This window comes from Christensenella hongkongensis (assembly GCF_000981035.1).
GTDB lineage: Bacteria > Bacillota > Clostridia > Christensenellales > Christensenellaceae > Christensenella > Christensenella hongkongensis.
Genome location: NZ_LAYJ01000053.1, coordinates 1 through 12671, shown reverse-complemented (window position 1 = coordinate 12671; position 12671 = coordinate 1). Strand labels below are relative to the sequence as shown.

At 50.7% G+C, this 12671-nt stretch carries 9 protein-coding genes; 8 read left to right on the top strand and 1 reads right to left on the bottom strand.

What is annotated here, in order from left to right:
• The first annotated feature begins 101 nt into the window (after nucleotides 1-101).
• The 8 genes from CHK_RS02715 (at nucleotide 102) to CHK_RS02680 (ending at nucleotide 11084) form a co-directional block, all read left to right on the top strand.
• Complete coding sequence (locus CHK_RS02715; protein WP_046442511.1) at nucleotides 102-899, top strand: SDR family oxidoreductase; 798 nt, start codon at nucleotides 102-104, stop codon at nucleotides 897-899.
• A 128-nt stretch (nucleotides 900-1027) separates the two neighbouring features.
• Nucleotides 1028-1669 (top strand): cyclase family protein, encoded by a 642-nt coding sequence (locus tag CHK_RS02710; RefSeq protein ID WP_046442510.1) that lies wholly within the window; start codon nucleotides 1028-1030, stop codon nucleotides 1667-1669.
• Between the two features lie 275 nt (nucleotides 1670-1944).
• The gene (locus CHK_RS02705) at nucleotides 1945-3213 is read left to right on the top strand and encodes a galactokinase (RefSeq protein WP_046442509.1); all 1269 of its coding nucleotides are present in this window, start codon (nucleotides 1945-1947) and stop codon (nucleotides 3211-3213) included.
• A 17-nt stretch (nucleotides 3214-3230) separates the two neighbouring features.
• Nucleotides 3231-4223: a UDP-glucose 4-epimerase GalE gene (galE, locus tag CHK_RS02700; RefSeq protein WP_046442508.1), complete on the top strand. Its 993-nt coding sequence runs from the start codon at nucleotides 3231-3233 to the stop codon at nucleotides 4221-4223.
• A gap of 12 nt (nucleotides 4224-4235) precedes the next feature.
• The gene (gene galT / locus CHK_RS02695) at nucleotides 4236-5735 is read left to right on the top strand and encodes a UDP-glucose--hexose-1-phosphate uridylyltransferase (RefSeq protein WP_046442507.1); all 1500 of its coding nucleotides are present in this window, start codon (nucleotides 4236-4238) and stop codon (nucleotides 5733-5735) included.
• 170 nt (nucleotides 5736-5905) lie between these two features.
• Entirely contained in the window at nucleotides 5906-6943 is a 1038-nt protein-coding gene (locus CHK_RS02690) for a D-alanine--D-alanine ligase family protein (RefSeq protein ID WP_330379175.1), read from the top strand.
• Between the two features lie 12 nt (nucleotides 6944-6955).
• Nucleotides 6956-8311 (top strand): UDP-N-acetylmuramoyl-tripeptide--D-alanyl-D-alanine ligase, encoded by a 1356-nt coding sequence (locus CHK_RS02685; RefSeq protein WP_046442505.1) that lies wholly within the window; start codon nucleotides 6956-6958, stop codon nucleotides 8309-8311.
• Nucleotides 8312-8450: 139 nt separating this feature from the next.
• On the top strand, nucleotides 8451-11084 hold the full coding sequence (locus tag CHK_RS02680; protein ID WP_046442504.1) for a hybrid sensor histidine kinase/response regulator: 2634 nt from the start codon (nucleotides 8451-8453) through the stop codon (nucleotides 11082-11084).
• An 82-nt stretch (nucleotides 11085-11166) separates the two neighbouring features.
• Here the strand turns inward: CHK_RS02680 and CHK_RS02675 are convergent, their stop codons facing one another.
• Nucleotides 11167-12432, bottom strand: coding sequence for a phosphoglycerate kinase (locus CHK_RS02675; RefSeq protein WP_200896516.1), 1266 nt, complete (start codon nucleotides 12430-12432; stop codon nucleotides 11167-11169).
• Nucleotides 12433-12671 lie beyond the last annotated feature (239 nt).

Below are 12671 nucleotides of genomic sequence, written 5' to 3'. Positions count from 1 at the left end.
AGAATCAGATGAAATGGTGGGGCGCCCTTTTTACAGGGCGCCCCATAAAAAATGTATGTGATACGGCGTTTGCCGGACGAAAAATGAGCAGGAGGTAACCAATGAGAGGCTTAAAAGGAAAAGCGGCGATCGTCACGGGCGGTTCAAGGGGAATCGGACGCGCGTGTGTGGAAAGGCTGCTCGAAGAAGAGGTAAGCGTTTTATTTTGCGGAAGGAACGCACAGACAGGAGAAAAGACGCTCAGTGAACTGAAAGAAAAATTTGATAACGTTGATTTTATGGCGGGCGATATGAAGGACCCGCAGTTCTGCAAGGATTTGATCGCGGGGGCGATCAAAAAATTCGGAACGCTCGATTATCTTGTAAATAACGCGTTCCCATTCACGGCAAAGGGACTTAACGCATCGCGCGAGGACTGGCTGCATACGATGGAAGCAGGCCCGGTATCCTATGCGACGATGATTCAGGAATTTGTCAGCCAGCGTGGCAGGGAAAACGGTTCGATAGTAAATATGTCCAGCATATCCGGACACATCGCGCAGCCTGAGCGCTGGACGTACAATGCGGCGAAGGGAGCGGTGAAGCAGCTGACGCGCTGCACTGCGCTTGACCTTGCGCCCGGAATCCGCGTAAATTGCGTCAGCCCCGGATGGGTATGGACGGACGAAGTGAAAAAAGCAGCGCCGAACGGAGACAGGGATACGGCGGAAGAGATGTGGGGAGATTTTCACATGCTCCAGAGACTGGAACGGCCGGAAGAGATCGCGTCCGCAGTCGCCTTCCTCCTAAGCGACGACGCGAGCGCGATCACTGCAGCCGATATTCCTGTGGAAGGCGGCTATCTGAGCCTTGGGCCTGAAGGGCTTGGCAAGGACTCTAATTTTGCAGGAAGCGATTGATTGGACATGGTTGCAGCCTGTCAAATGGATGCGAAGGCAACATTTGATCAAAACTGCAATCAAACGCATATGATTGTATCTGCGCTATGCGCTACGCTTCATTTATTTGCTGTAAGGAGGCAAGTGATATGACAAAGCTGATTGACCTCACCGCCGAAATGTACGATGGCGCTCCTACCATGCCGATGGATCCGAAGCTTTCGATTTCCTGGCACTGTAATCTGGACACGCTTGGTTATAATCTTTCACGTGTGACGACTTCCACCCATCAGGGAACGCATTTTGATTCGCCAAGGCATTTTTTCTATGACGGACAGACGATCGACAAAATCAGTCTCGAGCGCTGTGTGACGCGCGCGTTTAAAGTAGACCTGACGGCAAAAAAGCCGGGTGAGCCAATTACAGTGGCGGATATTGAACCCTACGCGGACAAAATAGAAGCGGGGCTTGCGGTGCTTTTGCATACCGGCTGGGATAAAGTATTTCCAAAGGATGAATTTTTCAATGATTTCCCGGTTGTTTCGCGGGAACTGGCGGAATGGTTTGCCCGGAAAAAAACAAAGCTTGTAGGAATGGACATGCCTACTCCGAACGGAAAAGACTGGAAGTATATCCACGAAACGATGCTCGGAAACGATGTACTGATTATTGAAGGGCTTGCAAACATGGAAGAGCTTGCGGCAGGGGAGGAGTTTACGCTGATTGCGCTTCCGCTCCGGCTCAAAGACCGCGACGGCTCGCCAATTCGCGCGGTCGCAATGGTTGACTGAAAAAAGATAACGATACGAAAACGTCCTTTGCCGCATCGCCGCGGCAGAGGACGTTTTTGACTGGGCGGAAGCAAAGTGCTTATAAGCCGTGCTAATTGCGGGTATGGTATTCCTTGACGGAGGTCTTAAAATATTCTATCATAAAATGAAAGAATCAGAACGCCTGCTTTTTTGAAAAGCGTTTGGGACTGCATATTTTCAGTGGAAATCACCTGTTTCGCGGCAGGCATATTCATATAATGGTACTAATTTTTTGAGATAAAGGTAGGAAAAAGATGACTGAATGGAATGAAGCGGTAAGTACAATCGAGAGTGGAAAACTCGATGAAAAGCTGGAAGCGCTCTATGGCGATGTGGAAAAAGCGCGCGGACGGTATCTGCGGATATTGAAAAATTTTTCTGAACTGTTTGGCGCTCCGGCGGCGGTGGGAATTTTCAGTACGCCCGGCAGGACGGAGATCGGCGGGAACCACACCGACCACCAGAACGGATGCGTGCTTGCCGCAAGCGTAGACGTAGACGCTCTTGGCGTTGCGGCGGAAAACGGTACCAATGAAATCCGCATCCTCTCGGAAGGATATGATCTTTGTACAGTGGATCTTAATGATCTTAAGGTGCATGAAGAAAACGCGGGAAAGACGGGAGAGCTGATACGCGGGGTGGCGGCCCAGCTGCAGAAGCGTGGGTTTGAAATCCGTGGATTTGACGCATATGTTTCGTCAGATGTGCTCTCCGGCTCCGGACTTTCCTCCTCAGCGGCATATGAAATGTGGCTTGGAGTAACGATGAATCATATGTTTTGCGGGGGAAGCGTAACGCCGATCGAGACGGCGCAGATCGGGCAGTATGCGGAAAACGTTTATTTTGGTAAGCCGTGCGGCCTGATGGATCAGGCAGCTTCTATTTCAGGCGGGGTTATTGCGATTGATTTCATGGATAAGGAAAATCCTGTTGTGGAAAAGATCGATGCGGATTTTCATGGGCACGCACTGTGCATTGTAGATTCCGGTGCGGACCACGCCGGTCTAACGCCGGCATATGCGGCAATCCGCAGCGAGATGGAGGCGGTTGCGGCACATTTTGGCAAGAAGGTGCTAAGGGAAGTGCCCAGAGAAGACTTTATAAAGGAGCTTCCTGCGGTCAGGGAAAAGCTTGGAGACCGGGCGGTTCTTCGGGCGTTCCATTTTTACCATGACAATGAAAGGGCGATCCTGGAGGCAAAGGCGCTTAAGGAGAACCGGTTTGAGGACTTTTTGGCGCTTGTAAACGAATCCGGAAGGTCGTCGTTTATGTACCTGCAAAACGTCAGCGTGCCGGGGGCGGATAAACATCAGGAGCTTGCGGTAACGCTTGCCCTGTGTGATGAATTCCTTGATGGAAAAGGGGCCTTCCGCGTGCATGGCGGCGGCTTTGCGGGTACGGTGCAGGCATTCGTACCTGCGGATATGGCAGATGCGTTCCGGAAGAAAATGGACGCGGCGCTCGGAAGCGGACGCTGCCATGTGCTTTTTATCCGTCACGTGGGCGGACTTGAAATTCTGTAGAGCGGGAGGAGAAAAATATGGCGGTATTGGTTCTGGGAGGCGCGGGCTATATTGGCTCGCATACGGTTTATGAGCTGGAGGATGCAGGCGAGGATGTTGTAATTGTCGACAACCTGGCGACAGGGCACAGGGAGGCTGTGCATCCGAAGGCGCGTTTTTATGAGGGAGACGTGCGCGACGGGGCCTTCATGGACAGTGTATTCGAACAGGAAAAAATTGACGCGGTGATTCACTTTGCGGCATATTCGCTGGTGGGCGAAAGCGTGGGAAATCCGGTCAAATATTATGATAATAACGTAGGCGGGGCGATTGCCCTTGTGGATGCGATGCAGAGAAACGGCGTAAAGCAGATCGTTTTTTCCTCTACGGCGGCAACATATGGCGAGCCGGAGCGTGTTCCAATTATGGAAACGGATCGTACCCAGCCCACGAATCCGTATGGGGAGACCAAGCTTGCGATGGAAAAGCTGTTTCATTGGGCGGATGTTGCTTATGGCATTAAATTTGTATCCCTGCGTTATTTCAATGCGTGCGGCGCACACGAGAGCGGCAGGATCGGCGAGGATCACAATCCTGAATCGCACCTGATTCCTTTGATATTGCAGGTGCCGAATGGAAAACGCGAGGCGATCAGCGTATTTGGGGACGATTATCCCACGAAGGACGGTACGTGCGTGCGCGACTATATCCATGTAACAGACCTTGCGCAGGCGCATATCCTGGCTGTGAAATACCTGCGGGACGGCAGGGAAAGTGATATTTTCAATCTGGGGAACGGCGTTGGATTTACGGTGAACGAAGTGATCGACACGGCGCGAATAGTGACGCAGGACGATATACCGGCGGTGATTGCCCCGCGGCGTGCAGGCGATCCGGCACAGTTGATCGCGTCGAGCGCGAAGGCGCGGGAAACACTCGGGTGGAATCCGGAGCATGATTCGCTTGAAGAGATTATTGCATCCGCGTGGAAATGGCACAAAAGCCATCCGGACGGCTACGCTACGAAATAACGGGGATACGATATGATTGATTTGCAAATAAAAAGATTGGTGGATTACGGCGTTAATAAGGGCCTGATCGGGGAGGCAGACCGCATTTGGGCAACCAATGAAATCCTGGATGCGCTGCATCTTTCAGAATACACGGAGCCGGATTGCAAAGCGGATAGCGCAGACCTCGAGGAAATCCTGAAGGGCCTGCTTGATTACGCCGCACAGCAGGGAATACTCGAGCATGACAGCACGGTATACCGCGATCTTTTCGACACCAGGCTGATGGGGCTTTTAACACCGCGGCCACATGAGGTAATAGACCGTTTTTCAGCGCTTTACAGACAAAGCCCGCAGGCTGCGACGGATTTTTTCTACCAGCTCAGCCAGGATACGGACTATATCCGCACGTACCGCGTCAAAAAGGATATTCGGTGGAAAGCGCAGACGGAGTATGGCGATCTTGATATCACGATCAACCTTTCCAAACCGGAAAAGGATCCGCGGGCGATTGCGGCAGCACGCAGCATGGCGCAGAGCGGGTATCCAAAGTGTCTGCTTTGCCCCCAAAACGAGGGCTATGCGGGACGGGTAAACCATCCGGCGCGCCAGAACCACAGGATCATTCCGATCACGCTGGATGGAAAACCGTGGTTTTTCCAGTATTCGCCATATGTTTATTATAACGAGCACTGCATTGTGTTGAATGCAGAGCATACGCCAATGAAAATAGACGCAGGAACTTTTCGCAGGCTGCTCGGTTTCGTGAAGCAATTTCCGCATTATTTTCTTGGATCCAACGCCGATCTTCCCATTGTGGGGGGATCTATCCTGACGCATGATCACTTCCAGGGCGGGCATTACAAATTTGCTATGGAGAGCGCGCCGATAGAGACTCCGTTTCTATTCAGCGGATATGAAGAGATTGAGGCTGGGATAGTAAAGTGGCCGATGTCGGTTTTGAGGCTGCGCGGAACGGACGAGGCGCGGCTTGTGGAGCTTGCGGACAGGATATTGCAGGCATGGCGGGCCTACACGGATGAGCAGGCGTTTGTGTTTGCTGAGACGGAAGGAACGCCGCACAATACGATTACGCCGATTGCACGGATGTCGGACGGGAAACTTGAGCTTGACCTTGTGCTGCGCAACAATATCACCACGGATGAACATCCGCTGGGGGTATATCATCCGCATGCAGAGCTGCACCACATCAAAAAGGAAAACATCGGACTCATTGAGGTGATGGGCCTTGCAGTGCTCCCCGCACGCTTAAAAGAGGAACTTGCTCTGCTCGAAGAAGCGATCCTGATGGAAAAGGATATCCGCGCGGACGAGCGGATTTCTTCCCATGCAGACTGGGTGGACGAAATATTGGCCCGGCGTGATACGATTGAAAAGGAGGCTGTCGGCGCCATCCTGCGCGAAGAGGTTGGAAAGGTATTCAGCCGCGTGCTGGAGGATGCGGGAGTATTTAAACGTACTGACGCAGGGAAAGCGGCGTTTTTGCGGTTTGCACAGAGCATAAACGTATAAAAAATGCAAAAAAGGAACAGACCGGGCTGCCTGCGCAGCCCGGTTTTATATTGCTACAGATAAAATTAATTCGTATATTTTCAAATGTGAATAAAGCGCGTTTTACTTAACACTTTTGGCTGGATATGATATAATAAATCCGTTCAAAATTCTTTTGGAACGGAGTTTATATGATGAATGTAGTTGTTTTGGCGGGCGGCATCAGCACGGAGAGAGAGGTATCGCTTTCATCCGGCGCAATGGTGTGCAATGCGCTTCGCCGGTCTGGATATAAAACGGTTTTGGTGGATTCCTTTCTGGGATTAGAGGAGCTGCCGGAGAACATTTTGGATATTTTCTCAGATAAGGGTGAAGTGGAAACGGTCCGTGTGGAAGAAACAGCGCCGGACATCGAAAAAATCAAGGCTGGCAGGGGAGACAGCGGCTTTGGAACGATAGGGAAAAATGTAATAGAGGTTTGCAAAGTAGCGGACATCGTTTATATGGGCCTGCATGGAGAGGACGGAGAAAACGGCCGTATGCAGGCATTTTTGGATGTGCTTGGAATCAAATACACCGGAACGGGTTATCTTGGCAGCGCTCTTGCGATGCACAAGGGCGTTACGCGCCAGATGATGCTGCAGAGCGGCGTTATGATGGCAAAGGGGAAAGTGCTCTACAAAGGACAGGGCGCTTCTGAAGCGGCAGAGATCGGTTTTCCATGTATTGTAAAGCCGTGCTGCGGTGGCTCGAGCATTGGAATTTCTGTGGCAAATGATGTGGAAGAGCTGAAAAATTCACTGGCCGATGCGTTCCGTTATGAAAATGAGGTATTGGTGGAGGAATTCATTCAGGGACGCGAATTTTCTGTGGGAATGCTCGGAAATGAGATGCTTCCGCCGATTGAGATTATTCCGCGCGGTGGGTTTTATGATTATGCGCACAAATACCAGGCCGGGTGGACAGAAGAGGTGTGTCCTGCAAGCCTTGATGAAGAGACGACCAAAAGGATGCAGGAGCTGGCTTTCATAGCCTGCCGAACCCTGAAGCTGGAAGTATATGCGCGCGGGGAATTTATTTTGGATGAGAGAGGAGATATCTATTTCCTTGAAATGAATACGCTTCCCGGCATGACGCCCACGAGCCTGATTCCACAGGAGGCGCAGGCGGTCGGAATTTCTTATGAACAGCTATGCGCCCGCGTGATCGAGCTGTCGCTTGAGAAGTAAAGGGAAACGGGTATGAAGGAATTTTCAGTCTATGACGCGACGCGCGCCTGCGATGGTATTTACAATGGAGGCGAAGCCGTAAAAGGCCAGATGGTAAAAGGCGTTGTGATCGATAACCGCAAGGTGGAAGACGGCTTTCTGTTTGTGCCGATCAAGGGAGAGCGCTTTGACGGGCACGACTTTATCGGGGCGGCATATGAAGCGGGGGCGGTATGCTGCCTGAGTGAAAAAAAGCTGGAAACGCAAAAGCCGTATATCCTGGTGAAGGATTCGCTGCAGGCTTATCAGGACATTGCGGAGTTTTATAAAGGGCTCTTTGGCGTAAAGATGATTGGCATTACCGGGAGCGTGGGGAAAACGACCACAAAAGAGATGGTTGCCAGCGTGCTGGAACAGCAATTTTGCGTCCTTAAAACAGAAGGGAATCTCAACAACCAGACAGGCGTTCCGCAGAACTTGCTCCGGCTTTTGCCTGAGCATGAAGTTGCTGTGATCGAGATGGGAACAAATCATTTTGGAGAGATCAGGAGCCTTTCAAAAATGGCGCGCCCGGATTTTTGCTTCCTGACGAACATCGGGCAGGCGCATATCGAGCATTTGGGCTCCAGGGAGGGTATCCTGAAGGCGAAAAGCGAGATGCTCGAATATATGCGTGAGGATGGACGGGTATTTGTAAACGGCGACGATGAATATTTGTGGACATTAAAAGAGACGAGAAGCGACGTAACGACCTTTGGAATAGGGACTCAAAACGATATCTATACGACGGATATCAGGGAAATGGGCCTTGAGGGATCGGACTTTACAGCGCACTTTGATGGAAAAGAAATGGCGATTCATGTTCCGTCGCCCGGCCGTCATATGATTTATAATGCGCTTGCTGCGATTGCGGCAGGACTCGCGCTGTGCATGGAGCCGGAGAAGATTGCCAGGGGGATTGCCGGATATACTCCCATTTCCGGACGGATGTGTATCGAAAAGGCAAACGGGCTGACGGTATTAAATGACGTATATAATGCCAACCCGGGCTCTATGAAAGCTGCGATTGACGTTTTATCGTATGCGAAGGGACGCAAGGTTTGCGTGCTTGGAGATATGTTTGAGCTTGGAGATAAAGCGGAGGAATACCACCGGCAGGTGGGGAGCTATGCCGCAAAAAAAGGGATTGACGAAATCCTTTGCGTAGGGGAGCTTGCAAAGGGTATCTATGACGGCGCATCAGAGCGTTGCGGGAATGCGAGCTATTTTAAAACGCAGAATGAGCTGCTTGAAAAAATAGAGGGGCACATCCACAGTGGGGATACGGTTCTCGTGAAGGCGTCCCGTGGGATGAAGCTTGAAAAAACGGTTGAATATCTTTTGCATTAAGCAGTCTGCCGGCAATAGACGCAAAGAATCTGCACGATGGTTGTGTTAACGCTCAAGTTAAGATATACTAACTTTATGTAGTCCTGTTTCATGGACGATATTTTTGGGACCGCTCAATTTTCAGGAGAAATCGGTCATTATGAAAAAGAAAACAACGAAGCCAAAGGGACGTTTTCAGGACAGAATCGGAAAAACGGGCTCTTTTCTTGTCTGTGTATTCGCTGTTATTTTTATGCTCATTTCTATCACTGGAGTGGGAAGCCTGGATAAAAGCATCGATATGATACTAAAGCATCCTTTTACCGTTACGATGGAGGTCAATAATGCTACAAACACGGTATCTGAAATGCGTATGCGCATGGAGCAATTAATCAACTATTCCATGCCAGCAGATTTTGAGATTGCACAGAGGGCAATAAGCGGTCTTGAACCGGCGCTTGAAAAAAGCCTGGATTCGATTGAAACCAATTATCTTGGAACAGATGGCGCCGCACAGCGGCTCAAGGATACCGGCGCGCAAATTATAGATGCGCAGGAGGCGTTGCTTGCGAATCCGGAAAATGTGAATAATAACAGCCGGATCGAACGGGATATGGCGGAAAACGTTTCTGTTTTGTATGACAGCTTCATGGAGGAATCGGACGGAATTGTTTCCTACGAACAAAAAGTAATCAATGACTTTAACAATGAATCAAGCAGTCTCACAAGAAACAATACGGTTCTTGTCGTGTTACTGACAGCAGTTATTATTCTGGTTTCCGTTTATTTTCGATATGCGGTAGGAAAGAAAAACCAGGAAATTTATTACAGGGAAAATCTCTTTTCGCAATTATCCGATAAAATTGACGATGTGATTTTTATCGTTGACATGGAGAAAGGAAAGTCCGAGTTTATCAGTCCGAACAGCGCACGTATATTAGGCATAGACCAGGCGGCTTTTGTGGAAAACGAAAATATTTTGTATTCTTACATGGACGAGGATTCCGTAATGAGGATACGGGAAGCTTTTTTAAACGGCGAAATGGGAAACAATGCAGAACTGGAGATCAAGCTGAACCATCCGAAGGACGGAAGCGAGCGGTGGATGATGATGCGGGCGTATCCCATTATGGCGGACGGGATTTTGCAGAGGTATATCGTATCAATTACAGATGTGACCGAATCACGGCGTACGCGCCAGATACTCACAGATTCGCTTGTGGCGTCAAGGCGTATCAATGAAGCGGAAAAGGCGTTCCTTTCCCGCATGAGCCACGAGATACGCACGCCGATGAATACGATTATCGGCATGACAACGATTGCTGCAAATGCGCTGGATAATAAAGAAAAGGTTGCGGATTGCCTGTATAAAATAGCCTATTCGTCGCGGCACCTGTTAGGAATTATCAATGATGTGCTGGACATGTCTGCTATTGAAAGCGGTAAGCTCGTAATGAAAAACGATCCGTTTGATTTTGGCGAGATGATAGAAGAAATTGCGTCTCTGTATCATACGCAATGTGAATCCCAGGGAAAAAGCTTTGATCTGAAGCTCGTAGGGGTGGCGGAAGAAAAGCTGATCGGCGACGAGAGAAAGCTGAATCAGATTTTGCTGAACCTGCTTTCCAACGCGGTGAAATTCACTCCGGATGGAGGACATGTCCTGCTTTCTATCAGGCAGCGGCCTGTAAGGGAAGGCAAGGTACACATGACGTTTACGGTCAAAGATGCTGGCATCGGTATGGACGAGGCGTTTTTGAACAGGGTATTTGAGCCCTTCGAGCAGGGTGAAAATATTGCCGGGAAATATGGGGGATCCGGGCTTGGACTGGCGATTACGAAAAATATGATCGGCTTGATGGGCGGAGATATCAGCGTACAAAGCAAGCAGGGCGAAGGAACTACCTTTTCAGTGGAAATTTCGCTCCAGGTGGATGATACAGGTGAAAAGAAAGAAGAACGAAACGATTTGCGGGATCTTCATGTGCTGGTTGTGGATGATGACGAAGACACGTGCGAACACGTCGCCATTCTGCTGGAACGAATGGGAATCAGGACGCAATGGGTGCTTTCCGGTGCGGCGGCAGCAGAACAGGTTGAAGCGGCACAGCATGGAAAAGACGCATTTGACATTTGCCTGATCGATTGGAAAATGCCCGGAATGGATGGAATAGAGACGACGCGAAAAATAAGGGAGATTACGGGGAAGGATTCGCCTGTCATCATTATTTCCGCTTACGACTGGCAGTCAATCGAAAAAGATGCGCGTGCGGCAGGAGCGAACGCGTTTATCTCCAAGCCAATGCTGCAGTCCTCCATCTATAATGTATTGCTCTTTGTGATTGGAAAACGTGATTTTTGCCATGAAAAGAAGGACAAGGACGGGGAGACATTTGACTTCAGCAACAAGAGAATCCTTCTGGTGGAGGACAATGAAATGAATATGGAGATCGTAACGGAGCTGCTTGCGCCGACAGGAATAGCGATTGAAACTGCAATAAACGGGCGCGAAGCAGTGGAACAATTCAACAGCAGCCCGCAGGGGCACTATGACGCGATTTTGATGGATGTTCAGATGCCTGTGATGGACGGTTATCAGGCAACGCGTGAAATAAGGGCGGAAGAGCGTGCCGACGCGGCGGAAATTCCAATTATAGCAATGACCGCAAACGCCTTCTCAGAGGATGTTGCGGCGTCGCTTGCCACGGGCATGAACGACCACATTGCAAAGCCGATCGATATTGTGGCAATGAACAGGACATTATTCAAATTTTTCAGCAGGAAAAAGAAATAAACGAATTGAAAAAGGAGCGCCGGATATTTTTCCGGCGCTCCTTTTGATATAATCAAAGGAAAATAAAAGGTGGTAGCGGAAGTCATAGCTTGGAGCCGTGCTTCAAGGCCTTGATGACCGGCAGCTCCTCGTTGGAAAGGAAGCGTACCAACGCCCCGCCTCCTGTGCAGATGTACGACATCTCATCCTTGAGCCCGAACTTCTTGGTCGCGGTCACGCTGTCCCCTCCGCCTACTACGGAATATGCGTCCGAATGCGCAATCGCTTCCCATACCGCCTTTGTCCCATGCTCGGATTCCCTGTCCTCAAATACGCCCATCGGCCCATTGATGAAAACCGTCTGCGCATAGTTTAAGGTTTCGCTGTATTTGGCCGCAGTCTCTTTCCCAATGTCGATATACACTTCCTCGTCCGATACGCCGCTAAGCGGCACATCCTTGCGTTTGCCGTCTGTTACGCATGCAAGGTCAACGGGCAGTACGAGCTTATCACGGTAGGTTTGGCACAGCCTTTTGGCTTCAGGCAGCAGCTCCAGAAGATTTTTCTTCCCGAGGAACGCCATGGACGCTTTGCCGATGTCCACCCCGCAGGCAGCAAGCATCACATTGCCCACAAGGCCGCCTGTGAGGATCATATCCGCGCTGTCGTTTGCCAGCACCGTCTCCATCATCAGGAACGCGTCCTCGATCTTTGCGCCACCCAGCACAAACATACACGGGCGCTCCGGCACGCTCATGATTGTCGAAATGATTTCATATTCCTTTTCAAACAGCCTGCCCATTGCGCTTGGCAGCAGGTATTCGAAGCCGCACAGGGTGGGCTGGTCCCTGTGGGAGGCTGCAAACGCGTCGCATACGTAAAGGTCTGCAAGCGGCGCGAGCTTTCTTACCACAGTCGTCTTTGCCTGCTCCTCATGCGTCAGGCGCAGCTTCGTCTCAAACAGCGTCAGCTCCTCGCCCATGATACGCACGTTGTCGAGCATCAGGATATCGCCGGGCTGCATTGCTTTGATGCGCTCGCGCGCATACGGCCCGCACACGTCGTCAATGTACTCCACGTTTCTGTCAAGCAGCTTACTGAGCACCTTGCTGTGCGGCTGGGTTGTGTAAAAGTTTTTGTATTCGAGGTCTCCGCCCTGGTGGGCGAGCACAACGACCTTTGCACCTTTATCCGAAAGCTCGCGCAAAGTGGGTACGCAGCCCTCGATGCGCGTTGTATCCTTGAGTTCCCCGGTCTGTTTGTCGACCGGCTGGTTGACGTCCACGCGGCACAGCACCGTTTTGCCCTGCACGTCGAAATCGTCCAGTGTTTTGATTCCATATTTCATGTTGTTTCTTACCTCTCTCAATGCCTTTTGCAGTTCCACAGGTACAAAGCCGCGCGGCAGCCTGCGCCTGTACCGGCGGTATATGCGATGTTTCGGGGAATATCCGAAGACGGGGGCATAAGGCGCCGCCCTTCGGAGACGCACCGTACAGTCCAAAAATCAAAACTGTGTACGGTGCGCTGCATCCGCCTTTCAAAGCATGGATGGAACAACGTGGTCACGGCTTCTGAAGCTCCTCATTGCGGAGCCTCATGTCCCCG

Excerpts from the sequence above, each read along its gene's own strand:
- CHK_RS02710 (WP_046442510.1), top strand. The coding sequence starts at position 1,028 with ATGACAAAGCTGATTGACCTCACCGCCGAAATGTACGATGGCGCTCCT.
- CHK_RS02705 (WP_046442509.1), top strand. The coding sequence starts at position 1,945 with ATGACTGAATGGAATGAAGCGGTAAGTACAATCGAGAGTGGAAAACTC.
- CHK_RS02715 (WP_046442511.1), top strand. The coding sequence starts at position 102 with ATGAGAGGCTTAAAAGGAAAAGCGGCGATCGTCACGGGCGGTTCAAGG.
- galT (WP_046442507.1), top strand. The coding sequence starts at position 4,236 with ATGATTGATTTGCAAATAAAAAGATTGGTGGATTACGGCGTTAATAAG.
- CHK_RS02685 (WP_046442505.1), top strand. The coding sequence starts at position 6,956 with ATGAAGGAATTTTCAGTCTATGACGCGACGCGCGCCTGCGATGGTATT.
- galE (WP_046442508.1), top strand. The coding sequence starts at position 3,231 with ATGGCGGTATTGGTTCTGGGAGGCGCGGGCTATATTGGCTCGCATACG.
- CHK_RS02680 (WP_046442504.1), top strand. The coding sequence starts at position 8,451 with ATGAAAAAGAAAACAACGAAGCCAAAGGGACGTTTTCAGGACAGAATC.
- CHK_RS02690 (WP_330379175.1), top strand. The coding sequence starts at position 5,906 with ATGATGAATGTAGTTGTTTTGGCGGGCGGCATCAGCACGGAGAGAGAG.